General features: G+C 64.6%; 24 protein-coding genes. 13 read left to right on the top strand and 11 right to left on the bottom strand.

Going from position 1 to position 25,727, the window contains the following annotated elements:
• Positions 1-11 precede the first annotated feature (11 nt).
• On the bottom strand, positions 12-1,139 hold the full coding sequence (locus AC0L2L_RS25965; protein WP_473582369.1) for a BMP family ABC transporter substrate-binding protein: 1,128 nt from the start codon (positions 1,137-1,139) through the stop codon (positions 12-14).
• A gap of 308 nt (positions 1,140-1,447) precedes the next feature.
• Between AC0L2L_RS25965 and AC0L2L_RS25960 the strand changes: the two genes are divergently transcribed.
• Positions 1,448-2,131 carry a GntR family transcriptional regulator gene (locus tag AC0L2L_RS25960; RefSeq protein ID WP_473582367.1) on the top strand — a complete coding sequence of 228 codons (684 nt, stop codon included), beginning with the start codon at positions 1,448-1,450 and terminating at the stop codon, positions 2,129-2,131.
• Here the strand turns inward: AC0L2L_RS25960 and AC0L2L_RS25955 are convergent.
• Positions 2,109-2,921: a LuxR C-terminal-related transcriptional regulator gene (locus AC0L2L_RS25955; protein WP_473582365.1), complete on the bottom strand. Its 813-nt coding sequence runs from the start codon at positions 2,919-2,921 to the stop codon at positions 2,109-2,111. The genes AC0L2L_RS25960 and AC0L2L_RS25955 overlap by 23 nt on opposite strands.
• A gap of 118 nt (positions 2,922-3,039) precedes the next feature.
• Between AC0L2L_RS25955 and AC0L2L_RS25950 the strand changes: the two genes are divergently transcribed.
• The 8 genes from AC0L2L_RS25950 (at position 3,040) to AC0L2L_RS25915 (ending at position 11,764) form a co-directional block, all read left to right on the top strand.
• Positions 3,040-4,176: an ABC transporter ATP-binding protein gene (locus tag AC0L2L_RS25950; protein WP_473582363.1), complete on the top strand. Its 1,137-nt coding sequence runs from the start codon at positions 3,040-3,042 to the stop codon at positions 4,174-4,176.
• Positions 4,157-5,320 (top strand): ABC transporter substrate-binding protein, encoded by a 1,164-nt coding sequence (locus AC0L2L_RS25945; protein WP_473582362.1) that lies wholly within the window; start codon positions 4,157-4,159, stop codon positions 5,318-5,320. The genes AC0L2L_RS25950 and AC0L2L_RS25945 overlap by 20 nt, the downstream gene beginning before the upstream one ends.
• 77 nt (positions 5,321-5,397) lie before the next feature.
• Entirely contained in the window at positions 5,398-6,261 is an 864-nt protein-coding gene (locus tag AC0L2L_RS25940) for an ABC transporter permease (protein ID WP_027165471.1), read from the top strand.
• The gene (locus AC0L2L_RS25935; protein ID WP_473582359.1) at positions 6,261-7,073 is read left to right on the top strand and encodes an ABC transporter permease; all 813 of its coding nucleotides are present in this window, start codon (positions 6,261-6,263) and stop codon (positions 7,071-7,073) included. The genes AC0L2L_RS25940 and AC0L2L_RS25935 overlap by 1 nt, the downstream gene beginning before the upstream one ends.
• Before the next feature lie 11 nt (positions 7,074-7,084).
• A complete protein-coding gene (locus AC0L2L_RS25930; RefSeq protein ID WP_473582357.1) occupies positions 7,085-7,846 on the top strand; it encodes an SDR family NAD(P)-dependent oxidoreductase in 762 nt (253 codons plus the stop codon).
• A gap of 383 nt (positions 7,847-8,229) precedes the next feature.
• Entirely contained in the window at positions 8,230-9,600 is a 1,371-nt protein-coding gene (locus AC0L2L_RS25925) for a glutamine synthetase family protein (RefSeq protein WP_473582355.1), read from the top strand.
• Between the two features lie 2 nt (positions 9,601-9,602).
• On the top strand, positions 9,603-10,904 hold the full coding sequence (locus AC0L2L_RS25920; protein ID WP_473582353.1) for an NAD(P)/FAD-dependent oxidoreductase: 1,302 nt from the start codon (positions 9,603-9,605) through the stop codon (positions 10,902-10,904).
• A gap of 71 nt (positions 10,905-10,975) precedes the next feature.
• Positions 10,976-11,764: a DeoR/GlpR family DNA-binding transcription regulator gene (locus AC0L2L_RS25915; protein ID WP_473582351.1), complete on the top strand. Its 789-nt coding sequence runs from the start codon at positions 10,976-10,978 to the stop codon at positions 11,762-11,764.
• 12 nt (positions 11,765-11,776) lie between these two features.
• On the opposite strand, the gene AC0L2L_RS25910 is transcribed toward AC0L2L_RS25915, so the two are convergent.
• The 6 genes from AC0L2L_RS25910 to AC0L2L_RS25885 form a co-directional block, all read right to left on the bottom strand.
• Positions 11,777-12,283, bottom strand: coding sequence for an L-2-amino-thiazoline-4-carboxylic acid hydrolase (locus AC0L2L_RS25910; RefSeq protein WP_473582349.1), 507 nt, complete (start codon positions 12,281-12,283; stop codon positions 11,777-11,779).
• A gap of 64 nt (positions 12,284-12,347) precedes the next feature.
• Complete coding sequence (locus AC0L2L_RS25905) at positions 12,348-13,124, bottom strand: ABC transporter ATP-binding protein (protein ID WP_473582348.1); 777 nt, start codon at positions 13,122-13,124, stop codon at positions 12,348-12,350.
• Positions 13,121-14,122, bottom strand: coding sequence for an ATP-binding cassette domain-containing protein (locus tag AC0L2L_RS25900; protein WP_473582346.1), 1,002 nt, complete (start codon positions 14,120-14,122; stop codon positions 13,121-13,123). Before AC0L2L_RS25900 ends, AC0L2L_RS25905 begins: the two co-directional genes overlap by 4 nt.
• On the bottom strand, positions 14,119-14,949 hold the full coding sequence (locus AC0L2L_RS25895) for an ABC transporter permease (protein ID WP_473582344.1): 831 nt from the start codon (positions 14,947-14,949) through the stop codon (positions 14,119-14,121). The genes AC0L2L_RS25900 and AC0L2L_RS25895 overlap by 4 nt, the downstream gene beginning before the upstream one ends.
• Positions 14,946-15,932, bottom strand: coding sequence for an ABC transporter permease (locus AC0L2L_RS25890; protein WP_473582342.1), 987 nt, complete (start codon positions 15,930-15,932; stop codon positions 14,946-14,948). Before AC0L2L_RS25890 ends, AC0L2L_RS25895 begins: the two co-directional genes overlap by 4 nt.
• Positions 15,933-16,193: 261 nt before the next feature.
• Positions 16,194-17,804: an ABC transporter substrate-binding protein gene (locus AC0L2L_RS25885; protein ID WP_473582341.1), complete on the bottom strand. Its 1,611-nt coding sequence runs from the start codon at positions 17,802-17,804 to the stop codon at positions 16,194-16,196.
• A 333-nt stretch (positions 17,805-18,137) separates the two neighbouring features.
• Here AC0L2L_RS25885 and AC0L2L_RS25880 point away from each other — a divergent pair, with 333 nt between their 5' ends.
• On the top strand, positions 18,138-19,328 hold the full coding sequence (locus AC0L2L_RS25880) for a M24 family metallopeptidase (RefSeq protein ID WP_473582339.1): 1,191 nt from the start codon (positions 18,138-18,140) through the stop codon (positions 19,326-19,328).
• 75 nt (positions 19,329-19,403) lie between these two features.
• Here AC0L2L_RS25880 and AC0L2L_RS25875 read toward each other — a convergent pair whose 3' ends face one another.
• Genes AC0L2L_RS25875 through AC0L2L_RS25865 form a run of 3 tightly spaced genes read right to left on the bottom strand, consistent with a single transcriptional unit; the run spans position 19,404 to position 21,877 of the window.
• Entirely contained in the window at positions 19,404-19,820 is a 417-nt protein-coding gene (locus tag AC0L2L_RS25875; protein ID WP_473582338.1) for a cupin domain-containing protein, read from the bottom strand.
• Positions 19,821-19,824: 4 nt separating this feature from the next.
• The gene (locus AC0L2L_RS25870; protein WP_473582336.1) at positions 19,825-20,670 is read right to left on the bottom strand and encodes a phosphoenolpyruvate hydrolase family protein; all 846 of its coding nucleotides are present in this window, start codon (positions 20,668-20,670) and stop codon (positions 19,825-19,827) included.
• A gap of 10 nt (positions 20,671-20,680) precedes the next feature.
• Entirely contained in the window at positions 20,681-21,877 is a 1,197-nt protein-coding gene (locus tag AC0L2L_RS25865; RefSeq protein ID WP_473582334.1) for a Tm-1-like ATP-binding domain-containing protein, read from the bottom strand.
• Between the two features lie 115 nt (positions 21,878-21,992).
• Here AC0L2L_RS25865 and AC0L2L_RS25860 point away from each other — a divergent pair, with 115 nt between their 5' ends.
• The 3 genes from AC0L2L_RS25860 to AC0L2L_RS25850 all read left to right on the top strand — a co-directional run bounded on the left by AC0L2L_RS25860 (position 21,993) and on the right by AC0L2L_RS25850 (position 25,670).
• The gene (locus AC0L2L_RS25860) at positions 21,993-22,640 is read left to right on the top strand and encodes a TetR/AcrR family transcriptional regulator (RefSeq protein ID WP_473582332.1); all 648 of its coding nucleotides are present in this window, start codon (positions 21,993-21,995) and stop codon (positions 22,638-22,640) included.
• Positions 22,641-23,077: 437 nt separating this feature from the next.
• Positions 23,078-24,190 carry an ABC transporter ATP-binding protein gene (locus AC0L2L_RS25855; RefSeq protein ID WP_473582330.1) on the top strand — a complete coding sequence of 371 codons (1,113 nt, stop codon included), beginning with the start codon at positions 23,078-23,080 and terminating at the stop codon, positions 24,188-24,190.
• Positions 24,191-24,236: 46 nt separating this feature from the next.
• Positions 24,237-25,670, top strand: a complete 1,434-nt coding sequence (locus AC0L2L_RS25850) for an ABC transporter substrate-binding protein (RefSeq protein ID WP_473582329.1) — start codon at positions 24,237-24,239, stop codon at positions 25,668-25,670.
• The last annotated feature ends 57 nt before the right edge of the window (positions 25,671-25,727 follow it).

Raw genomic sequence — 25,727 nt, 5'->3', positions numbered from 1 at the left:
CAGCGCCTGCCTCAGGCTGTCGAGCCGACGACGCCCTCGACGAGATAGTCCATGCTTTCGAGCTCGATGGCGGTCTCGACGAAGGCCTGGCCTGTGGTCGCGACGACGGTGCCCTTGTTGCTCTTCAACGGTCCCTTGATGACGGAGAAGCCTCCCTTCATCATTTCGGCTAAAGTGGCGTCGAACTGCTTGCGCGCCGCTTCGCCGACGGCGGGGCCCAGCGGGCTCATCTTGACGAAGCCGTCGGCCAGTCCGCCGCGCGTGAAATTTGGCAGCGGCTTGCCGGCGACGAGGTCGTCGACGAACATCTTGTAGACCTTGGCCCAGTTCCATTCCGCGCCGGTCAGGTATTTTTCCGGCGCCAGCGGGCTCTGGTTGGCATGGTAACCGCAGACGAAGGCGCCGCGGCCGGCGGCCGTCTCGACCACCACCTTCGGGCTGTCGACATGGCAGGTGATGACGTCGGCGCCCTGGTCGACCAGCGCGTTGGTGGCCTCGGCCTCCTTGACCGCCAGCGACCATTCGCCGGTGAAGATCACCTGGCAGGTGATCGCCGGATCGACCGAGCGCGCGCCGAGCAGGAAGGAATTGATGTTGAGCAGAACCTGCGGGATCGGCTTGGCGGCGACGAAACCGAGCTTCTTCGACTTGGTGGTGTGGCCGGCGACGACGCCATTCAGGTACTGGCCCATGCCGATATAGCCGAAATAGGACCCGGCGTTCATCGGGTGCTTGTCCTTGTTCCACATGCCGCCGCAATGGCGGAACTGGACGTCGGGGAACTTGGCGCACATGGCCAGCATGTGCGGATCGAAATAGCCGAAGGAGGTCGGGAAGATCAGCGAGGCGCCGTCGAGGTTGATCATCGATTCCATCGTCTTCTGGACGTCGACCGTCTCGGGGACGTTCTCTTCCTCGACGATGGAGATGCCCTCGATGCCCTTCAGCGCGGCGGCACCCTCGGCATGCGCCTGGTTGTAGCCGTAGTCGTCCTTCGGGCCGACATAGATGAAGCCGACGGTCGCGGCGGCGGCGCGCGCCGCGCGGATCGGAAAGGCTGCCGAAGCCAGGCCGAGCGCCGCTCCGGCGGCGGAGGTCTTGAGCAGGTCGCGGCGGCTAAGCATGAATTTGTCGGTCATATCGAGTGCTCCCCTTTCTTGAACCCCGGCAGGGGTCGGTTGACGTGCTGTCAAGAAAGTGCATGCAATCGCTGTGCCAGTTCCCCAGCGTAGTTTTCTGTAATAAAATCAATGGGTGACTTTAGTACATCTGCATAAACCTAAGGCAAGTGCATGCACTTTTTGCCTTAAAAATGATCAATTTGACATTGAGGTTAAAATCTAGGCATACAGGGGTGCGGCCTTGAGTCGAAATACCCCGGGGCCGTCCACCTTGCGGGCCGTCCGCAATAAACTGGACGGGAGGAGATGTGTCGGGAAAGCGCAGCTTGGTCAGGTCGGGCACGACCGCGGATCAGATGGTGAGGGCGATCGCTGACCGCATCGTCACCGGCTATCTGCGTCCCGGCGAAAGGCTCGACGAGGCCTCGCTGGCCGCTCGCTTCGACGTTTCGCGCACGCCGGTGCGGGAGGCGCTCGGCCAGTTGAGCGCCATCGGACTGGTCGAGAGGCGGCCCAACCGGGGCGCCATCGTCGCCGTGGTCACGCAGGAACATCTGGCCTCGATGTTTGAGAGCATGGCCGAGCTGGAAGCGATCTGCGCCCGCTTCTCCGCCGAGCGCATGACCGGCGCCGAGCGCCGCGCGCTGGAAATGGAGCATCAGGGATCGGCGCGGCTGGTGCAGCTCGGCGCCGAGGAGGACTACGAATATTTCAACACCGAGTTTCACAGCAGGCTTTATCGCGGCGCCCACAACACGCATATCCATGAACTGACCGTGGCGACCCGCAGCCGGCTGGCGCCGTTCCGGCGCGCGCAGTTCATGCTGCCGGGCCGGCTGGCCAAATCCTGGCAGGAACACGATCTGATCGTCACAGCGATCATGCGCGGCGACGCGGCAGCCGCGGGCAAGGCGGCCCGGGATCATGTTTCGATCGTCAGCGAGGCAAGCGCGGTGTTTGCGGCCGTCGACCCGGTGGAGCAGAAGCTCAGCCGATCCGCGCGCCGATGATCTCGACGAAGCGCGCGAAGAGACCGGCCTGCGACTTGATCTTCAGCTTGCGATAGATGTTGCGGCGGTGGACCTTCACGGTCCCCGGCACGATCCTGAGCGCCCTGGCGATCGATTCCGTGGAATGGCCCTGAAGCACCAGGTCGACGACCTGTTTTTCGCGCGACGTCAGCGACAGGCTCTTCCAGATATGGGCGCGGTCGAGCTCGCTGGCCATCGCGGCGGTTTCGCCGGAGGGCGGGGCCGCGACCTCTTCGGCAGGCAGCGACGGCCAACGCTGCTTGCAGAAGCCTATCACCGCCGGCGCCATGTCGCGCAGCAGCCTGGCGTCCGCGGTTCCGAACGGGCCCGAGGCGCGCAGCCGCATCAGCGACAGCACCAGCGCATCCTTGCCGGCCAGCGGCACGAAGAAGCCGACTTCCTCGGCAAGTTTGGTCTGGCTGTAATAGGAGCGATAGTATTCGCTGGCGTAAAAGCGGTCCGGCGCGAGCTCGCGCATGCGCCAGAAACCCTCCTTGCGCTCGACCGCGGCGTGATGGAACGGGTCGAGCAGATACGGCCCATCCTGGTAAAGCGCGACGAAGATGTGGCTTTCGGCCGGCGAGAAGGTTTCGAACAGCAGCGGCGGCCGCGCCGCACCGCGATAGCCGAAGATCACGCAGTGATCGAATTGGACATGACCGCGCAGCCAGCCGACGATCGCCTTGCCGAAATGGTCGCCGCCGGTCTCGCGCGCCGCGGCGATCACGGCCGCCAAAGAATTGTAGTCGTCACTGCGGGAGGCGGCCAATTCATACCCCTCTAAACGATAAAATCAGCTAAATATACCACCCGCGAGGTATATACTAGGCGCCATTGGCTCTGCTAGCGTCAAGACATTGCCTCACGCTGTCGCTGGAGCCCGTGGCTTGACTGCAGTGCCCGATATCGAGTTTCGCACGGTCACCAAGCGCTATGGCGCCGTCACCGCGGTCAGCGGCATCGACCTTGCCATCCCGCCTTCGGCCTTCGTCGCCCTGCTCGGCCCCTCCGGCTGCGGCAAGACGACGTGCCTGCGCATGATCGGCGGCTTCGAGCAGCCGAGCGAAGGCCAGGTGCTGATCCGCGGCCGCGACATGGCCGGCACGCCGCCCTACCGGCGCCCGGTCAACATGGTGTTCCAGCAATACGCGCTGTTCCCGCATCTCGATGTCGAGGAGAACATCTCCTACGGGCTGCGCCAGGCGAGGCCACGGCTGTCGTCCCGCGAGATCAGCCAGAGGGCGGGCGAAGCGCTTTCCATGGTGCAACTTGCCGGCTATGGACGCCGCAAGATCCACGAGCTCTCCGGCGGCCAGCAGCAGCGCGTGGCGCTCGCCCGCGCCCTGGTCAACAAGCCGGCGGTGCTGCTTCTCGACGAGCCACTGGCGGCGCTCGACAAGAAGCTGCGCACGGATATGCAGATCGAGCTGCAGAACCTGCAGCGCGAGATCGGCATCACCTTCGTTCTGGTCACCCACGACCAGGAAGAGGCGCTGTCGATGAGCGACTTCGTCTGCGTCATGAATAGCGGCCGCGTCGTCCAGATCGGGCAGCCGAGCGAGATCTATGACGAGCCGGCCGACCTGTTCGTCGCGGACTTCGTCGGCAAGACCAATCTCGTCAGCGGCAAGGTGGCCGGTCTTTCCGGCGATCTCGTCGATGTCGCGCTTGCCGATGGCACGGTGATTTCGGCGCGCAAGCGGCTGCCGCTCAGCCGCGGCGAGGCCGTTTCCGTGAGCTTGCGGCCGGAATCGCTCAGCCTCTCGGCGCCCGGGAGCGGCGCCTTGAAAGGCATCGTCCGCAACCGGATTTTCCTCGGCTCGACGGCGGAATACGCGATCGAGGTCCAGGGCATCGGATCCCTGCTCGCCAAGGCCGACCACGTGATCGGCCAGGGCAATCTCTTCAGGCCGGGCGAACCCGTCGCCATCGGCTTTGCCGCCGGAGCGCCACTGGCGTTTCCGCGACCCAAGAACAACGGGACCAACCAGAGGGAAGACCAAAATGCCGAAATCCTATCGTGACGGACTGCCGATAACCCCCGATAAATTCGTCGACCAGTTGATGCGCCTGAAGCGCGGCTCGATCGGCCGGCGCGATTTCCTCGGCCTCACCGGCCTTGGTGTCGCCACCGCCGTCATGGCGCGCGAGCTCGGCATCATGCCGACGCCGGCCTTCGCCGCCGAGAACCTGGGCGATCGTATGTCGATCGCCACCTGGCCGAACTACCACGACCCGCAGACCTTCGAGAACTTCAAGGCAGAGACCGGCGTCGCCGTCGAGGTCAACGTCTTCGGGTCGAACGAGGAGATGCTGGCCAAGCTGCAGGCCGGCGGCTCGGGCTGGAGCCTGTTCGTGCCGACCAATTACACGATCTCGACCTACAAGAAGCTCGGCATCATCGAGCCGCTCGATATGGCCAAGCTGGCGAACTACGACGGCACCAAGGAAGATTCCCGCTTCACGGCGGAAGGCACGATCGACGGGACGATCTACGCCGTGCCGAAGAACTGGGGCACGACCGGTTTCGCCGTCAACACCAAAAAGCTCGCCAAGCCGATCTCGAGCTGGAAGGAGTTCTGGGACACCGCGATGGCCGAGGGCGACAGCCGCACCATGGTGCACGACTATCAGCTCACCACCATCGGCAACGCGCTGAAATATTACGGCTATTCCTTCAACTCGCTGAAGCAGGACGAGCTCGCCAAGGCCGAGGAACTGCTGCTCAAGGTCAAGCCGCATCTGTTCGCGGTGTCAAGCGATTACCAGCCGGGGATGCGCGCCGGGGATGCCTGGATGACGATGTGCTGGACCAATGACGGAGCGCAGCTCCATCGCGACATTCCCGAGATCGCCTATGTGCTCGGCAAGGAAGGTGGCGAGATCTGGACCGACTTCTACGCCATCCCGAAGGACGCGCCGAACAAGCCGGCCGGCTATGCGCTGCTCAACTATCTGATGAACCCGAAGGTCGCGGTGAAGGAGCATCTGGCCAATGGCGCGCCGTCGACCGATGCGCGGGTCAATGCGCTGCTGCCGAAGGAAGTGCTCGATAACCCGATCCTCTATCCGGCCGCCGATCTGTTGAAGCCGCTCGAGTTCGGCGCCGCCGCGACGCTCACCGATCCGGGCCGCGCCGAGCTGATGGCGCGCTTCAAGTCGGCTTGAGCGGGAACGGCCACAAACACGATCAAGGCAATGCGACCGGCGGACGAAAGTCCGCCGGCTCCCAACTGGCTTTCCCCATGCGCGGCAGTCTCTTTCGCAAGAACCTCGTGACGGCGCTGCTGCTCGCTCCGGCGGCGCTGTGGCTGGTCGTGTTCCTGGTCCTGCCTTTCGTCGCGATCGCCATCTTCAGCGTCGGCGAGCGGGCGCCGGAGGGCGGCTACCAGGCAGCGCTCACCTTCGCGCAATACGCCAACCTGCCGGCGCGGGCGACCGCCTTCTGGAACACGATGGTGCTCGCGCCGGCCGGTGCTTTGGCCTGCCTGCTCGTCGCCTATCCCGTCGCCTACTATCTGGCACTGCGCGCGCCGCAGCGCTGGCGGCTGATCTTGCTCGCGATGATCGTCATCCCGTTCTGGACCAGCCTTTTGATGCGCACCTATGCCTGGATGTACATCCTCGGTGGGCGCGGCATTCCGGCTTTGCTGGCCTATGTCGGCATCGAGGATCTCAGGCTGATCAACACGCCGGGTGCGGTGCTGCTCGGCATCGTCTATGGCTATCTGCCGCTGATGATCCTGCCGATCTATGTCAGCCTGGAACGGCTCGACCGCCGGCTGCTGGAGGCTTCCGCCGATCTGGGCGCGACGCCGCTGTCGACCTTCCTCGGCGTGACGCTCAGGCTGTCGCTGCCGGGCGTGACGACCGGCTTCTCGCTGGTGATGATCCTGCTGCTCGGCGAATATCTGATCCCGACGCTGCTCGGCGGCGGCAAGGTGTTCTTCATCGGCAATGCGCTGGTCGACCTCTTCCTGCAGTCGCGCAACTGGCCGTTCGGATCGGCCATCGCCATCACACTGGTGCTGGTGTCGGTGGTGGTGCTGATCGTCGCCAACCGCATCTCGACCCGGTTGTCGGGCGCACGCCGGGTGGACCTGATCTGATGCGCGCCTTCGTCATCGCCGTCTTTGCGTTCCTCTACCTGCCGATCGCGCTGGTCGTGCTGTTCTCCTTCAATGCCGGCCACCATGCCAGCGAATTCACTGGCTTCTCGGTGCAATGGTACGGCAAGGCGCTGTCCAATCCGTTCCTGGTCGAGGCGCTGAAGAACAGCCTGTTCATCGCCACCACCAGCGCACTGCTCGCGGCCTTCTGCGGCACCGCCGCGGCGCTCGGACTGCAGCGTGTCGGCGCGCGGACGCGGGCTCTCTTCGACGCGTTGCTGGGCGCGGCGATCGTCGTTCCGGGTGTCGTCATCGGCATTTCGACGCTGGTCGCGCTGGTGCAGCTCTTCGCCGTCGTCAATCCGTTCCTCGCCTCGCTATGGCCGACCGACCAGCCGCCGCGGCTTTCGCTCGGCTATGGCTCGATCATCGCCGCGCACGGGCTGTTCTCGATGGCGCTGGTGACGATGATCGTCGGCACGCGGCTCAGCAGCCTCGACCGCAATCTGGTCGAGGCCTCGAGCGATCTCTACGCCACGCCGCTGACGACGTTCCGCTCGATCGTGTTGCCGCAGATCATGCCGGCGGTGATCGCGGGCTTCCTGCTCGCCTTCACCTTCTCCTTCGACGATTTCATCATCGCCTTCTTCGTCGCCGGCGCGCAGACGACATTGCCGATCTATGTCTTCGCCTCGATCAGGCGCGGCGTGACGCCGGAGATCAACGCCATCGCGACGATCGTGCTCGCCGCCTCGGTGCTGCTCGTGCTCCTCGCCCAATGGCAGCTCGGGCGTCGGAAGCCATCGCCTTGAAAGACAAATTCATGATTTTGAAAGACCGTATCGCCGTGGTGACGGGCGCCGGGTCGGGCATCGGTCGCGCCGGCGCCATGATCATGGCTAGGGAAGGGGCCTTCGTGGTGATCGCAGACCGGGATCCGGTGGCAGGCGAAGCCACGGCCTCCGAAATCCGCGAAGCCGGCGGCCGCGCAGAAGCGGTCGCCACCGATGTTGGCGATGATATGGCCGTCGAGGGCCTCATCGAGGGTACGCTTGGCAAGCATGGCCGGATCGATATCCTGCACAACCACGCCGGTATCCAGGTGGGCGGCACGCTAATCGAGGTGGGTACGGACGGGATGGATGCCTCGTGGCGCATCAATGTGCGAGCCCAGTTCCTGGCGGCGAAGACCGTCATGTCGGCGATGATCGCGCAAGGCGGCGGCGTCATCCTCAACACCGCCTCGAACTCGGGCGTCTTCTACGATCGCGAGATGATTGCCTATGCCACCTCCAAACATGCCGTGGTGGCGATGACCAGGCAGATGTCTCTCGACTACGCCAGGCACAATGTACGCATCAACGCGCTCTGCCCGGGCTGGGTCGACACGCCGTTCAACGAGCCGTTCATCGCCCAGATGGGCGGACGCGATGCGATCGAGAACTATGTCCGCACCAAGATCCCGATGGGGCGCTGGGCGAGCGCGGAGGAGATCGCCGAAGCCATCCTATTCCTCGTCTCCGACCGTTCGTCTTTCATGACCGGACAGGCGCTGGTGGTGGATGGCGGCGAGAGCATTGGTTGACCTGGTCCAGCGAAGCGGGCTTGCGCCGGCGGCGATGATCGGTCAAACCATAGCTCCACCTTAGCGAGACCCGTCATGCAAGCTGCAAAACAGCAATACCGCGCCAGGCATTCGATTTTTGCCGGCGGTGTTTCGTTTGCGCGCGCGGGGGACCACTGATCATGCGCTGCTGCCGCCACGAGAACCTGCAGCGTGCGGAAGAGACCAAGGTCGGCTCGCATGTCGTCCGCGACGGCTGGACCGAAGGGGTGCAGGCGCGCTGGACCCGGCCTTTCGGCCGGCCACCAGGCGGGCGTCCGTCCTCGGATAACGCAGCTTAGATAACGCCCTACCGGAACGGATATGCCCGCCGAAGCGATTTCTCCTTCGTACGGACATGACCAATGCCTGACAATCTGAACACCTTATTCGCCGGCGCGGACACGCAAAGCTGGCTGAAAACGCATGCGATCAACGAGGTCGAGTGCTTCGTGCCCGACGTCAACGGCGTGCTGCGCGGCAAGACCTTGCCGGTCGCCAAATTCCTGAAGTCGCTCGACGACCGGGCGCTCTATCTGCCGAGCAGCGCCTTCCTGGTCGCCATCGACGGCCGCTATTCCGGCTCCATCGACGAAGGTTTTGCCTACCAGGACCCCGACATGCGCATGGTGCCGGACACTTCCACGCTGTGCCTCGCGCCAGGCAGCGCCGGGAGGGCCTATGTTTTTGCCGACACCTTCCATATGGACGACCGGCCCTGGATGGCCTCGCCGCGCCATGTGCTGAGGGCGGTGCTCGAGCTTTACCGCAAGCGCGGCTGGCGCGCGGTAATGGCGCCGGAGCTAGAATTCTACCTGACCGCGCCGAACCCCGATCCGGATCGACCGATCACCGCGCCGACCGGGCGCAACGGCCGGCCGGAAAGCGTGCAGCACCCTTACGACATGCAGGCGCTGGAGGAATTCGAGGCGGTGACGCGGCAGCTCTATGAACATGCCGCAATCGCCGGTCTGCCGCTCGACACGCTGATCCATGAATCCGGTACGGCGCAGCTGGAGATCAACTTCCTGCATGGCGATCCGCTGGCGCTTGCCGACAAGGTGCTTCTGTTCAAGCGCCTGGCGCGACAGATCGCACAGGAAAATGGCATGCACGCCACCTTCATGGCCAAGCCGATCGCGGCGCAGGCCGGCAGTTCGATGCACCTGCACATGTCGATCGTCGACGAGACGGGGGAGCCTTTGTTTGCAGGCAGGGACGACGATGACAGCGAGATGTTCGCGCATTTCATCGGCGGCCTGCAGAAATACATTCCCGAAATCATGCCGCTGTTCGCGCCCAACGTGAACTCCTACCGGCGCATCCGGCCGAACCACAGCGCGCCGGCCAACATCGAATGGTCGCACGACAACCGCTCCTGCGGCCTGCGCGTGCCGATGGGCGGGCGCGCCGCACGGCGGATCGAGAACCGGCTGCCCGGCGCCGATGCCAATCCTTATCTCGCCATGGCCGGCTCGCTGATCGCCGGCTATCTCGGCATCGAGGAGAGGCTTGCGCGCTCGCCGGAAGCCTTCGGCAATGCCTATCGCAGCCAGAGCACGCTGCCGAAAACCATGGAGGAGGCGCTGGAGCGCTTCGCCACCTGCGAGCCTGTCCGAGCGCTGCTCGGCGAGGATTTCTTCCAGACTTATTTGCGCGTGAAGAGCGTCGAACTCGATTTGTTCCAGAGCGTCGTGACGTCCTGGGAACGCGACCACCTGCTGCTCAAGGTGTGACCATGGCCTCGCGTTCGACAGGTTTCAATTCCGGTCTCGATATCGGCAAGTCCTATTATGTCGCCACGGCCAACCCGGCGCCCGACCATGCCGCGCTCGCCGGCGATGCCGAGGCGGACCTGGTGGTGGTGGGCGGCGGCTGCACGGGCCTTTCGGCGGCGCTTCATGCGGCCGAGCGCGGCCTGAAGGTGGTGCTGCTGGAAGGCGGCAAGATCGGCTGGGGCGCATCCGGGCGCAATGGCGGCCAGATGATCCCGGGCTTGCGCAAGGGCGCCAGGGGCTTGGTCAAAAATTTCGGGCCGGAACGGGCGAAGGCGCTGTTCGATCTGGCCTTCGAGGCGCGCGGGCTGGTGCTCGACATCATCGAGCGACACGCCCTCGAATGCGACTTGCGCCAGACCGGCCATCTGGTCGGCGCGGTCAGCAGCTCGGATATGCGCGACTTCGAGGAAGAAACCGAATGCCTCGCCAAGGTGATGAAGTTCACCGATGTCGAGATCCTGTCGGCGGCGCAGGCCCGGCAGATGGTGGATACACCGTATCAGGGCGCGGTCTTCGAAAAGCTTGGCGGCCACATGCACCCGCTCAACTACACGCTTGGGCTCGCTCGCGCGGCAGCTGGCGCCGGCGTCGCCATCCACGAGAACTCGGTAGCGGTCCGGTTGGAGCGCGAGCCGTCCATCCGGGTGTTCACCGACAAGGGCTCGGTCCGCGCCAGGCATTTGGTGCTGGCCGGCGATGCGCTGCTCAAGGGGTTGGAGCCGCGCGTCAACAGCCGCATCATGCCGGTCGGCAACTACATCGCCGCCACTGAGCCGCTGGATGGCAAGGCCGACGTTATCCCGGCCAACGTCGCGGTTTCCGACACGCTCTTTGTCGTCAACTATTATCGGAAATCGGCGGACGGCCGCCTGCTGTTCGGCGGCGGCGAGCGCTACACGCCTTCGCCGCCGGCCGACATAGCCGGCTTCGTGCGGCCGCATATGGAAAAGACCTTTCCGCAACTCAAGGGCTGCCGCATCGACCATGCCTGGGGCGGTCTGGTGTCGGTGACGACGTCGCGCCTGCCGCATGTCGGGCACTATGGCGAGGTCTATTTCGCGCATGGCTATTCCGGCAAGGGCGTCATCCTGTCGACGCTGTCGGGCAAGCTCTTGGCGGAGGCGATCACGGGCGATGCCTCGCGGCTCAATCTGTTCTCGACGCTGACGCCGCTGCCGTTCCCGGGCGGCACGGCGCTGCGCGGCCCGCTCTACGTGCTCGGCATGCTGTGGTACGCCATGCGCGATCGGCTCAGGCGCTGAGGCTGGCTTTCCCGTTCCCGGCGTGGCTAATGTCTTGAAGCCAGGGACGAAATCCCGGGAAAGGAAGTACGATGAATATCGAGCCGGGCCGACTGACCAAGAAGGAACGACACGAGCTGATCCTGTCGGAGGTTCGCCGCTCGGCGTCGATCCGCATCTCGAAGCTTGCGCGCCGCATCGGCGTCGCCGGCGAGACCATCCGCCGCGATCTGATCGAGCTTGGCGATGCGGGGCTCATCAACCGCACCTATGGCGGCGCCACCATTTCACTGGTGACGTCGGAACCTGTGATCGCCGAACGCGGCCTCACCATGGTCGAGGAGCGGGCCCGCGTCGGGCGTGGTGCCGCCGGACTGATCGAGAAAGGCCGTATCGTGATGATCGACGGCGGATCGACCACCTACGAGGTCGCGCGCAGCCTGTCGCAGCTCGGCCGGGACCTGACCATCATCACCAACTCCATCGGCGTCGCCTCGGTGGCCGGGGCCAATCCCGGCTTCCGGGTCATCCTTTGCCCCGGCACCTATGACAGCCGCGAGGCGGCCGTGCTCGGCGAGGACACGGTCGAATTCGTGCGCCGCTACAATGCCGACGTCGCCATCATCGGCGCCTCGGCGCTGAACGCGGAGGGGCCGAGCGACATGATCTCGGGCGCAGCGGCGGTGAAGCGGGCGATGATGGCGCGGGCTCTGTCGACCATGCTGGTCGTCACCAACGACAAGTTCGGCCGCAGCGGCCTCGAACGCGTCTGCGCGCTGAACGAGATTTCCGATGTCGTCACCGACAGCGAGCCGGCAGCGGAACTGCGCGCCGCCATCGACGAAGCGGGCGGCGAGCTGCACGTCTTTGCCGCAAGCTGAACCGGTAACTGGTTAAGCATCCCGATTGCTCAGCGCGATGTGGCAGCAGCCGGAGCCATGGCCCGGCGTCCAGGTGACATTGGCGAAGCGTACGCCTGTCGCCTCGAACAGGCCGCGGTCGAAGGCGCCGGCGATGCGGCACAGCGTGGCGAGTTTTTCCTCACCGACGCCGGCCTCGACCCAGGCGTCCTTCAGCGGGCAGCGCTTCACCTTGAAAGTGATGTGCTCCGGGCCGCGATCGACATCTGTCGGATACATGCGGCCGCCATCCGGGCTGACGGCGAGGAATGCTTCGCCGATCGCCGGCGCATCGTTGGGGCTGAAGCCGGCGAAGGCTGCAGCCGCGACTTCCTGGCCGCGCTTTTCGATGGCGCGGATCATCACCGCTTCGGCCTTCTGACCGCCGAGCTCGGCGGTCAGTTCGTCGAGGAGGAGACGGTAGAGATCGGCACGATTGCGGAAGGCGGAGTCCAACTCGCGCGACAGCTTTTCGGCTCTGGCTGCTTCGGGATCGGTCATGATGCGTCCTGATTTTGTTGTTTGACCATGACCTTGTCCGCAAACCGGTTGCCACTTTGCGGGATCATGGTCGGTTCCTGATCAATCTTGGTGTCGCCGCGACCAGCGCCTTGCCGATCGCCGATTGCGGATTGGCGATGACGGTGTGGGCATCGCCGCTCTCGACGATCCGACCGGCGTCGAGGATGACGACGCGATGCGCGACGGCGCGGATGACGCCGAGGTCATGCGAAATGAAGAGATAGGCGATCCGTTCCTGCCTTTGCAGGTCGAGCAGCAATTCCAGGATCTGCCCGCGCACCGAGACATCGAGCGCCGACACGGCTTCGTCGAGCACGATCAGTGACGGCCGCGTGGCGATGGCGCGGGCGATCGCGACGCGCTGGCGCTGGCCGCCGGAAATCTCGTGGATGGCGCGCGCGGCTAGACCGGCATCGAGGCCGACGCGCTCCAGCAGCGCCGCGATAAGGCGCGGGCGCTCGGTGCGCGAGGCGATGTTGTGAATGCGCAAGGGATCGTCCAGCACGCGTGCCACGGTGGCGCGCGGATTGAAGGCGGCGAGCGGATCCTGGAAGACCATTTGCAAGCGGCCGCGGCGAGCGCGCAACGCGGCGCCCGACAGCGCGAGGAAGTCGCTGTCTTCGAATTCGACGCGGCCGGCATCGGGTTCGATCAGCCGCAGCACCAGCCTCGCGATCGTCGATTTGCCGCTGCCGGACGGGCCGGCGAGCGCCAGCGTCTCCGCCTGTCCGATCTCGAAGGACACGTCGTCGACCGCGGCGAAGGGCTTGCCGCCCCGGCGATAGCGCTTGGCAAGGTTGGAGACGGCCAGCACGCTCATGCCGAAGCGCCTTGCCGGTCAAGCAAAGGCTTCGCGTCGAGGCCGAGATGAGCGTCGAGCAGGGCGCGCGTATAGACATGGCGCGGCGCTTCGACGATTTGGCGGGTCTCGCCGAGCTCGATCAGTTCGCCATGGCGCAGCACCGCGATGCGGTCCGCAAGCGTGGCGGCGAGCGCGATATCGTGGCTGATGAGGAGCAGTGTCATGCCGTCCTCGGCCACCAGTCTGCGGATCAGGGAAACAATCTCCGCCTGGACGATGGTGTCGAGCGCGCTGGTCGCTTCGTCGGCGATCAGCAGCTTCGGCCCGGCGGCGATGGCGGCCGCGATGGCCACGCGCTGCTTCTGGCCGCCGGAGAGCTGGTGCGGGTAGGCGTGGAGGGTGGCTTCGGGAAGGCGGACACGATCGAGGAGGGTTTTGGATTTGGCGTAAGCGGCTTGCCAATTGAGGCCGAGATGGGTGCGGGCGACCTCGGCGATCTGCTTGCCGACCGGCATCACCGGGTCAAGGCTGGAGGATGGATCCTGGAAGACGAAGCCGATATCGCGGCCGAGGACTGGAACTTGTTGTTCGCTAATCGCAGGTGGTCGGCGTTCTGTCACGCCCCCCTCTGTCCTGCCGGACATCTCCCCCTCTAGGGGGGAGATTAGCTCGTGATCTCCGCGTTCACCAATTTTCGAGGTCGCAAGAAGAGAGCCGGCGACGGAACTGCCAATCTCCCCCCTTGAGGGGGAGATGTCCGGCAGGACAGAGAGGGGGGCCTTGGAGCCATCGCTTGCCGGCAAGAACCACTCCATGCGCCCCTCAATCTTGGCAGACCCCGCCAACAGCCCCGCAATCGCCAGCGCCAGCGTGCTCTTGCCCGAACCGCTTTCGCCGATGATCGCCAAACGTTCTCCGGATTGAACTTCAAGGCCGATGTCTTTCAGCGCCGTCACCTCGACGCCATCGCGTCGATACCGCACCGACAGATCGCGGATAGAGAGCAGTGCGGTCACGACAGGCTCCTGCGCACCGCGGTGCTTTCCACCACGCCCTCGCCGGCGAGGTAGACGCCGAGCACCGTGAGCACCAGCGCGACGCCGGGAACGATCGACAGAAACGGTGCGGTGCGCAGTACCGTGCGGCCTTCGGCGATCATGCCGCCCCAGGTGACGCGGTTGGGGTCGCCGAGGCCTAGGAAGGAAAGCGCTGCTTCGGTGAGGATGGCCGCCGCCACGATCACCGACGACAGCGCCAACACCGGCGGCAAGGCATTGGGAAGCACCTCGCGGAAGGCGATCTCGAGCGGGTGCATGCCGATGACGCGGGCGCCGGCGACATAGTCGCGCTCGCGGATCGACAGCACTTCGGCACGGGCGACGCGCGCCGGCCCGGTCCAGGCACCGAGCGCGATCGCCGCGACGACCACGCCGAGCGAGGGGCCGACAATGCTGACGAAGGCGAGCGCGAGCAGGAAGCTCGGCACGGTCTGGAACGCGTCGGTTATGCGCATCAGCACTTCGTCGACCAGGCCTCCGGCAAGGCCGGCTAAAGTGCCGACGACCGCACCGATGAGGAGCGCCGCGGCGGCTGCTGCCAGACCGACCGCCAACGAGGTGCGGGCGCCGTGGAAAAGCTCGGCCAGCACGTCGCGGCCGAGCCGGTCGGTGCCAAGCGGCAACGGCCAGTCCTGGAGCGGCGGCAGCAGCGCCGGGCCGGCAATGGCCTGCGGGTCGCCGGGAAACAGTAGCGGCGCCGCCAACGCCATCATGATGAGCAAGGCGAGGATTGCCGCTCCGGCGATTGCTTCCGGCGTGCGGAAGAAACGACGCAGGTGGTTCATGCGCCGGCCTCGCTGGCGCCGACGCGCGGATCGAGGAAGGCGTAGGCCAGATCGACCAGAAGATTGATGACGACGACCAGCACGGCGCTGACCAGGATGATGCCGAGCAGCAGCGGCGTGTCGCGTCCGGCGACGGCTTCCTGTGCCAGCCGGCCGAGACCTGGCACGGCAAAGACGCTTTCGATGACGACGCTGCCGCCCAGCATCTGCGCCGACTGCAGGCCGAGCATGGTGACCAAGGGCAGAAGCGCATTGCGGGCGACATGGGCAAGTACGATGCGGCGGCGCGTCAGGCCCCTGGCGCGGGCGGCGAGCACGAAATCCTGCCGCCAGGCCTCGGCCATGCCGGCGCGCATCATGCTCAGATAGAGCGCCAGATAGATGAAGCCGAGGGCCGAGACCGGCAGCACGAGATGGGTGGCGATGTCGGCTGCCCGCGCCAGTCCGGTCTTGCCGGAAGCGATCGTCTCGATGCCGCCGATCGGCAGCCAGCGCAAATCGACGGCAAAGACGACGATCAGGACCAATCCCAGCCAGAAGCCTGGAACCGCATAAAGTGCCAGCGAGCCGATCGACAGGAAGCGATCGCGAAAACTGCCGGGCCGTGCGCCGGCATAGATGCCGAGCGCCGAGCCGAGGCCGAAGGAGAGCGCGGTGGCGCTGCCCACCAGGATCAGTGTGGTCGGCAGGCGTTCGAGGATGATTTCGCGGATCGGCCGCGAGAAGGTTACCGATTGGCCGAGGTCGAGATGCAGCAACGCCCAGAGATAGTTGGCAAGCCGCGTCAGCTCCGACTGGTCGAGACCCCAGCGGTGGCGCAGCAATTCGATCATGCCGGCATCGCCGCCTGTTGAGACGATGTAGGCATCGACGGCGTCGCCGGGGGCGGCTTCGAGGAGGAGGAAGCTGCCGATGACGACGATGAGGAGGACGAATGCGCTGCCGACGAGGCGGCGGCGCAGGAGGGCGAGGGCGCGGGTCATGGCGAAAAGGCGCTGCTCGCAACCCTCGGCGGTCGCGCTTTACGGCGCCCCCCTCTGTCCTGCCGGACATCTCCCACTCTAGGGGGGAGATCGGCCGTCACATCGGCTTTCGCCAAAGTCCAGCGTTGCAGGATCGAGCGAGGCGCAAGAGCTGCCAATCTCCCCCCAAGAGGGGGAGATGTCCGGCAGGACAGAGGGGGGCGCGAAGGAACTCTCATTCTCGAAACTGAGCACCCCGACTGCCGATCCGCAAGTGCGGGATCAACCCGCCAAATAGGTGTCCGCCCAGTTCGACACCGCCCAGCGCGGGTTGTTGGCTATATTCCCGACCGTGTCGCGCGCGACGGAGATGAAGCTCCATTCGGCGACATTGATCAACGGCAGGTCGGCGGCGACCTTCTTCTGGAACTCCTTGTAGAGCTCGGTGCGGGCAGACGTGTCGAGCGTCTCCGATGCCTTGGTAATCAGCGCGTCGAGGTCGGCGTTCTTGTAGCCGCCCTGGTTGGAGAAGGGCACGCCGTCCGGAATGCCGCTCTGCACCAGGATGGTGGTCGAGATCGCCGGGTCGCCGCGGAAGACCGGCGGGCCGACGGCGAGGTCGAAGGCATGGTCGGTGTAGACGGCCTTGATGTGGGCTGCCGAGTCGTTGTTGACGATCTCGGCGTCGATGCCGATGGCGGAGAGCGCCTGGCGCAGATAGTCGCCGAACTGCTTCGTCTCGTTGAAATAAGGCGCCGGCAGGAGCTTCAGCGCAAAGCGCTTGCCGTCGTCGGCGCGCTTGTAGCCGGCCTCGTCCAGCAGCGCATTGGCCTTGGCGACGTCGAAGGGATAGGTCGGCACGTCGGCGGTGTAGAATTGCGGGTCGTTCTTCGGCACCGGCCCGGTCGCGGTCGCGGCATAGCCGAGGAAGATCGTCTTGACGACGAAATCCTTGTCGATGGCATGCGCGATCGCCTGCCGTACTTTCAGATCGGCCAGCTCCTTGCGGCGGTGGTTGATCTCGACGACGAGCTGATAGGTCAGCCCCTCATAGCCCTTGGTGATGACCTTCAGTCCGGGCACCTTGGAAATGCGGTCGAGATCGGCGAGCGGCACGGCGGAGAAGGCGGCGAGCTGGATTTCCTCTGCTTCTAGTGCAGCCGCTGCCGACGTGCGATCGGGCAGCACCTGGTAGACGATCTCATCGAGATAGGGCTCGTCCTTGCCCCAATAGGCGTCGTTCCTGGCCAGCCGGTAATACTGGCCGGCCTTGTATTCGGCGAATTTGAACGGACCGGTGCCAACCGGCGCGTTGTTGGCCGGATTGTCCTCTATCTTGCCGTTCTCATAAACATGCTTCGGCACGACGCTCGACAGCGCCGGCAGCGCGTTGCGGATCAGCTGGAACGGCGTCGGCTTGGCGAATTTGAAGACGGCGGTCAGCTCGTCCGGCGTGTCCACGGCCTCCAGGTCCTTGAACACGGTGCGGCCGAGGTTCTGCAGCGGCCTCCAGACCTGCAGCGCCGAGAAGGCGACGTCGGCGGAGGTGAAGGGCTTGCCGTCGTGCCATTTGACGCCGTCGCGCAATTTGAACGTCACCGAGAGGCCGTCGGCCGCACCTTCCCAGGAGAGCGCCAGGCGCGGCTCAAGCCCATCCTTGCCGTCGAAGGAGGCCTCGGCCAGCGTCTCGACGATCTTGCTCGAGATGAAGAAGACACCGTTCGACGCGACGATCGCCGGGTTCAGGTTGCGCGGCTCGGAGTCGGCGGCGACGATCAGCCGGCCGCCCTTCTTCGGCGTCTGGGCGAAGCCGATGGTCGGCAGCGCGGTCGAGGCCAAAAGCAGCGCCGAACCGGCCAGCAGGCCGCGACGTGAGATCGTGAATTCGGACATCGCTCAAACTCCCCTCTTCGCGCCATGACAGGCGCGGCAATCCGGTGATTATGGCCTTTGGCAAAGGTTTCGCCAGAGACGGATTTGGCGCATCATGGCTTGGCTTTGAAATTTCCGTCCGCTGGACCAGCCAGCCGAAAGAGGCGTTATGTCGGCATCTGGTAGGACCAGATGATGCAGAAACTGGACCAGTATCGGAACGGAAGGGTCCCTTTGGCGCGAAGGTGATCAGTTCTGGCTGGACCAGAGTGGCCAAAATGATGCAGATTTGGCCGACAGCCATGGATCGTGGCGTTCGGCACCCTGCGGCCGACGAAAATTAGGGAGAGGCAGATGAATATCGCTCCGGGCAAAACCGAGGTCAGCAGCGTTCCGTTCGACCAGGCGCGGGTGGACCGGCTGATGGAAGAGGCGGGCATCGACGTGCTGTTCGCCACGTCCAAGCACAACACCCAATACCTGCTCGGCGGCTACAAATTCATCTTCTTCGCGGCGATGGATGCGATCGGTCACAGCCGCTATTTGCCGATCGTCCTTTACGAGAAGGGCGGGCCGGAGCATGCCGCCTATATCGGCAACAAGATGGAAGGCGGCGAGCACCAGAACCACCCGTTCTGGACGCCGACCTTGCACGCCGCCTGTTGGGGCACGCTCGATGCCGCCAATCTGGCGGTGGAGCATCTGCGCAAGATCGGCAAGTCGGCGGCCCGCATCGGCATCGAGCCGGGTTTCCTGCCGTCAGACGCCTATACGCTGATACGCAAGGCGTTGCCGGATGCGAAGCTGATCGACGCGACCGACATGCTGGAGCGCATGCGCGCCATCAAGACCGAGGCGGAGCTGGAACAGTTGCGCATCGCCTCCGAGCTGATCACCGATTCCATGCTGGCGACTATTCGCTGGGCGCGCGAGGGCACGAGCAAGACCGAGATCATCGAGCAGTTGCGGCGGGAGGAGACAAATCGCGGCGCGCATTTCGAGTACTGCCTGCTGACGCTGGGCTCCAGCCACAACCGCGCGGCGTCGGACCAGGCGTGGAAGAAGGGCGAGGTGATGTCGATCGATTCCGGCGGCAATTATCACGGCTATATCGGCGACCTTTGCCGCATGGGCGTGCTCGGCGAGCCGGACGCCGAGCTGGAGGATCTGCTGGCCGAGGTCGAAACGGTGCAGCAGGCGGCCTTTTCCAAGGTCAAGGCGGGCACGCTGGGCGGCGACATGATTTCGCATGCGGAGGGCGTGCTGAAGGCCTCGAGGGTCGCGGCCTACACGGATTTCTTCGCGCATGGCATGGGGCTGATCACGCATGAGGCGCCGTTCCTGATGACCAATCATCCGGTCGCCTATGAAGGAACCTATGCGGCAAAGCCGCTGGAGAGGAACATGGTGCTTTCGGTCGAGACGACCATGCTCCACCCGACGCGCGGCTTCATCAAGCTGGAGGATACGGTCGCGGTCACCGACACCGGCTATGTGATGTTCGGCGATCGCGGGCGCGGGTGGAACCGGGGCGGGGCTTCGTAGAGCCGAAGGCCGGCGCTGCCCCTCATCCGCCCTTCGGGCACCTTCTCCCCGTGGAACGGGGAGAAGGAAAGTCCGTCACTGCCCTGCCGGCAGCAACCTGAAATCCGATAGCTCCCGCAATGCCAGTTCCGGCCCTGCCGGCGAATAGACGACGAAAAGCTGCATCGGCTGGTCGCCGGTGTTGAGCGTCGAGTGGAAGCGGCTTTCCGGCACGTAGATGGTGCATCCGGGTCCCACTTTGGCCACAACCGGATTGCCCTTCTCGTCCTCGACCATCTGCTCGCCATTGCCGGAGATGACGAAGATGATCTCTTCGGCGCCGGGATGATTGTGGCGGGTGTGGCCCTTGCCGGAGGGCAGGTCGACGACGCCGCCCGAGAAGTGGGCGGCGCCGTTCACTTCTGGAGCTACGGTCAGCGACAGCTTGCCCCAGTCGAAGCCGAAGGCGCTGACATCCTTCGGGTAGACGAACACCTTTTCCTTGTCGGCCATTGCCTCATCCCTTCCTTTTCGTGATCGCGACCGCCTTGAAATCCGCCGTCTGCCTGGCGATTGCCGCTTCGGCCGGCAACCGTTCCATCGAGCTTGCGCCATAGAAGCCGTGCAGGCCCTCGCAGCGCTCCAAGATGTAGCGCGCATCGTCAGGCATCGAGATCGGCCCGCCGTGGCAAAGCAGGATGACGTCCTTGCGCACCGAACGCGCGGCATCGGCAATGGCGTCGATCTCCTTCAGGCAGGCGTCGAGCGTCTTCGCCGAGGTGGCGCCGATCGAGCCGCCGGTCGTGACGCCCATATGGGCGACGACGATGTCGGCGCCGGCTTTCGTCATGGCGCGCGCCTCGTCCGGATTGAAGACGTAAGGGGTGGTCAGGAGGTCGAGCTTGTGTGCCTCGGCGATCATGTCGACCTCGAGGCCAAAGCCCATGCCGGTCTCCTCGAAACTCTGGCGCATGGTGCCGTCGAACAGACCGACGGTCGGAAAATTCTGCACGCCGGAAAAGCCCATCGTCTTCAGCTCAGCGAGCAGCAGCGGCATGATGACGAAGGGGTCGGTGCCGTTGACGCCGGCCAGCACCGGCGTCTTCTTCACCACCGGCAGCACCTCATAGGCCATTTCCTTGACGATCTCGTTGGCGTTGCCATAGGCGAGCAGGCCGGCGGCCGAGCCGCGCCCGGCCATGCGGTAGCGGCCGGAATTGTAGATGATGATCAAGTCGATGCCGCCGGCTTCCTCGGCCTTAGCCGACAGTCCGGTGCCGGCGCCGCCGCCGACGATCGGCACGCCATCGGCGATCATCGCCTTGAACTTCCTCAGTATGTCCTTGCGGGGTATGGCGGCCATGTCTGGGCTCTCACTGTCTGGCGATGTCGAGGAAGGCGGCGGTAGCGGCCTTGGCAAATTCCTGGTCGTTGATGTGCAGCGGCAGCCGCGTGACGCGGCGCATGGCGCGCGGCTTGATGGTGCGCTCGATGGCATCGAACAGTACGGCGTCGGCTTGCGGATCGAAGAAGGCGCCGCCTTCGATGTCTAGCGCCGAGATGCCTTTCTCCGGGATCAGGAAATGCACGGGACCATCGCAGCGGGCGAGCCGGCCGCCGATCCATTCGCCGATGCTGCGGCATTCTTCGGCTGTGGTGCGCATCAGCGTGACGTTGGGATTGTGCTCGTAAAACAGCCGGCCGCGATATTTCTCGGGAATGGTCGGCGGCGCCCAGAAATTGACCATGTCGAGCGCGCCGACGGAACCGACATAGGGCAGCTTCGTGCGGGCGATGGCGCCGAAGCGATCTTCGGTCGCCGGCAACACGCCGCCGAACAGCAGGTCGCAGACCTCCGTTGTGGTGATGTCGATGACACCGGCGAGCAGGCCGGAATCGGCGAGCTTCTCCATCGAGCGGCCACCGGTGCCGGTGGCGTGGAAGACCATGCAGTCATAGTCGGCGCGCAATTGCTCGACGATCGCCGTCACGCAAGGCGTGGTGACGCCGAACATGGTCAGCCCGAGCGCCGGCTTGCCGGCGACGGCCGAGGCCGGTCTCGCGGCCATGCCGGCAATCGCCTGGGCGGCATTGTGCAGCACCGTGCGGGAGAGCCGGTTCAGCCCCGCCATGTCGGTAACCGACGGCATCATGACGATGTCGGAGACGTCGACGTAAGGCGCGGTATCGCCGGAGGCGAGGGTGGAGACCATGATCTTCGGCAGGCCGAGCGGCAGCGTGCGCATGCCGGCGGTGACGATCGAGGTGCCGCCGCCGCCGCCAACGCCGATCACGCCGGCGATGTCGTCGCGCGATTGGATGAAGTTGCTGAAGGCGGTGCCCATGCCGGCCACCGCCGAGCCGCGATCGTCGATGCCGAGCACGCTGCCGGCTCCACCTGGATGATGTGCCGCGACCTCGCTGGCCTGAATATCGACCGCCACGGTGGCGCCGCGCGTTCCGATGTCGACGCGGGCGACCGAACTGCCGGTGGCGGCAATCGCATCGGCCAGGAAGGCAAGTTCCTCGCCCTTGGTGTCGGCCGTGCCCACCACGTAGATGCGCTTCATCGCGTTTTCTCCCGTCATCGGCTGACCGGCGCTGGACCGCCTACGGCTCTTTTTGCTTGGTGCTTCGGAAAGCAAAGGCCATTGCATTTTTTTGAGACGCGCGTATCATATTGACATGGATGTCTCACGTCAACAAGGCGCAGTGAACGACGACGGCAATGAGGCTGCCGAGCGTGGCCCCCGTGCCCGCACAAAACGGCTGATGCTGAAGACGGCAACAAGGCTGATGCAGGCGGGCATCACGCCCTCGGTCAGCGAAGTCGCGGAGGCGGCGGAAGTGTCGCGCGCCACCGCCTATCGCTATTTCCCAAGCCAAGCAGCTCTGGTGCAGGCGGTGGTCGATGAGGGGCTAGGCCCGATACTCGAGTGGCGATCCGATTCGTCCGATGCCGAACGCCGCGTGGCGGAGTTGATAGACAGCGCGATGCCGCGCATCGAGGCCTTCGAGGCAACGTTCAAGGCAGCGCTGAAATTGTCGCTGGACCAATGGGCGCGCGGGCAGGCAGGCACGCTGGGCGGCGAGCCACCCTTCACCCGTGGCCATCGCATGGACCTGCTGGAGGATGCGCTTGCGCCGCTGAGGGGCGAGCTGCCGCCGCGCGAATTCGAGCGCCTGGCGCAGGCGCTGTCGCTGATTTTCGGCGTCGAACTGCTGATTGTGCTGAAAGACATCTGGGGCCTGGACAGCGGCAAGACCCTGGCCGTTGCCCAGTGGGCGGCCTCAGCGCTGGTGCGGCAGGCGCGACTCCGGACGCCATCCTGACCAGGGTGGTGGCGGCGTGAGTTGGGCATGGAGGAGGGGCTGGACGAAGGCGGATGCAGGATAGAGACTTCTCCCGATGCGGACCGATTGGGGGGTCGTCGAGGGCAATCCGGGGCGGTCGCGGCGGTAGCTCGGAGCGAATCTGGTTCGACCAGATTTGAAGGTGGGCGATTTCAGTAATTTTGGGGATTGGCGTTTTGCGAACGGGATGAAGGTGGAGAACTGCCAAAAACGAAGGAAATACGAACATATAGCGGACGTTTTCAGCTTATTTTGGTGACGGCGAATTTCAAGAAAGCGCTTGACGGGCATCTTAAATTGGTAATACCAGATTAGGAAAGAAAAGGCGGATCGGGAATGACAGCCGCAGTCCATTTCGGCAGGGCGAGGAGGATCATACGGATGGCGCGTGTTCCGTCCGCACGAGGTGGCGCATCGTGACGCAGACGTCGCCTCGCGCCAGTGCCGGCAAGGGGATTGCGCTGCGCCTCGATGGGCTCAGCAAGGCCTATGGATCCGTGCGCGCCATCAACGACCTGAGCTTCGCCGTCGACGAAGGCCGCTTCTTCGTACTCTTCGGGCCGAGCTCGGTTGGCAAGACGACGACCCTGCGCACTATCGCCGGCCTCGTCCAGGCCGACTCCGGCACGCTTGAGATCGGCGGCCGCGACATGACCCATGCGCCGATCGCCGGCCGCGGCATCTCGATGGTCTTCCAGTCTTTCGCGCTTTACCCCCACCTCACGGTCTACGACAATCTCGCCTATCCGCTGCGCGAGGAGAAAGCCCCGCGCGCCGAGATCGACAAGCGGGTGAAAGAGACCGCCGAGATCCTGAAGCTGACACACCGCCTGAAGGCCAAGCCGGCAACCCTGTCCGGCGGAGAGCAGCAGCGCGTCGCGCTCGGCCGCTCCCTGATCCGCCGGCCAAAGATTCTTCTCCTCGATGAGCCGCTCACCAATCTCGACGCCAAGCTTCGGCACGAGACGCGCGCCGAGCTGAAGCGGCTGCACCGCCAGTTCGGCATGACCGTGATCTATGCCACGCCCGACGAGCTCGAGGCTCTCTCGATGGGCGAGACGATCGCCGTCATGCGCGATGGCGGCATCGTCCAGATCGGCACGCCGGACGAGCTTTACGAGCAGCCGATCCATACCTATGTCGCCAGCAAGATCGGCTCGCCGCACATGAATCTGTTCACGGCCTCGGTGCGCGGCGACACCAGGTCTTTCGACACGCCGCTCGGGACTCTGGTTCCGGCAACGGCGCCAAAGACTGCCGATGCCGGCGAGGCCGCGCTGATCGGCATTCGCCCGAGCGACATTCGGCTCGCCGCCAAGGGCGAAGCCGGGGTTGCCTCGAAGGTGCATCTGGTCGAACCGCTCGGCGACATCACGATCGTCTCGGTCGAGGCCGGCGGCGAGATGTTGCGCATGGTGCTGCCGGAAGCGATCGCCGCCAGCATCAGGACCGGCGATTCGGCATCGATCGCCATCGATAACAAGAAAATCCACGTCTTCCGCGCCGCGAGCGGCCAGGCAATGACCTGACGCGAACGGCGAGAAGCAATCCGGTTAACCAAGGGAGGAAACGCGAATGACGGCGATGACCAAAGTGAAAGGGCTAGCGACAGCCGCAAGCTTCGCTGCCACGCTACTGGTGGGAGGCGTGACCTATGCCTCTGCCGAAGAAGTGACGTTGACGATGGCGGTGCCGGATTGGCCCCCGACCCGCATTATGAAGAAGTTCTTCGACGAGCAGTACAAGCCCAAGTCTGGCAATACCGTGAAGCTCGATGTCGACTTCATTCCGTGGCCGGATTTCTACACCCGCGTCAACGCCTCGTTGACCTCGGGCGAAAAGAAGTACAATTTCATCGTGTCGGACTCGCAGTGGCTGGGCGCCTTCGTCGAAGGCGGCTACTTCCGCAAGATCAACGATCTCATCGATGCCGACCCGGAACTCAAGGCGACGATGGAGTCGATGCATCCCGCCGTGCTCAACGCCTACTCGACCTATCCCAACAGCACGCCGAACTACTACGGCTTCCCGCAGTTCCCGGACGTGCTGGTCACCTACGGCCGCAAGGACGTGCTCTGCAACGACGACGAGCAGGCCGCCTTCAAGGCGAAGTATAATGAGAAGCTGCCCTGCACCGGCGAAGAAATCGACGCCATGGACTGGAACACGTTCGAGCATGTTGGCGAATTCTTCCAGCGCAAGAAGGGCGACAAGCTCGCCGGCCAGGTGCTGGATGACGATTTCTACGGCATTGCCTATCAGGCAGGCAAAGGCTACGACTTCTCGACGAGCTCGGTCCACACGTTCGTCTGGGAGCATGGCGGCGGCATCTGGGATGAAACCAAGGCCCCGACCGGACATGCCGAAGGCGTCGTAAACTCCCCGAAGTCCATCGAGGGCATGGAGCATTTCCTCAAATTGCTGAAGTACATGCCGCCGGTGGTCAAGACCGGCACCATGGACATCTTCGTCTCGGACCAGTTGTTCCGTGAAGGCAAGGTGGCCATGAACATCGACTGGATCGGTCTCGGCGAAGCCTCGCTCGATCCCAAGACGTCGAAGGTTGCCGACAAGCTGGTGTTCGGATTGGCGCCAGGCCTGCGCGGCCCCGACGGCAAGGTGAATCGTACGTCACAGATCGGCGGACAGCCTTTCGTTCTCACCACCTGGACGACGCCTGAGCAAATCAAGGAAGCGGTGGGCTTCGTGAAGTGGTGGCTCTCGCCCGATATCCAGCACCAGTTCGCCGCCGGCGGCGGCCAGTCCGCGATCAAGTCGGTCTACAGCGATCCGAAGTATGTGACCTATCGTCCGTGGGACCGCGCCTGGGCGAACTCGCTCGACTGGCAGAAGGACATGTGGCACGTGCCGCAGTTCTTCGAACTGCTCACCCAGCAGCAGGACCAGTACGACCTGGCCATCACTGGCAAGCAGGACGCCAAGACCACCCTGGATAACATCGCCAAGTTCCAGGAGGACCTCCTGAAGAACGATGGCCTTATCCAGTAACCTTCCGACATAGCTGCGGGGAGCGGGCAAAAGCCGCTCCCCGTCATTGCCACGTCA

Source organism: Mesorhizobium sp. WSM4832, from assembly GCF_055811115.1.
The sequence above is the reverse complement of the archived record's forward strand: the minus strand, read 5'-3'. Positions and strand labels throughout refer to the sequence as shown.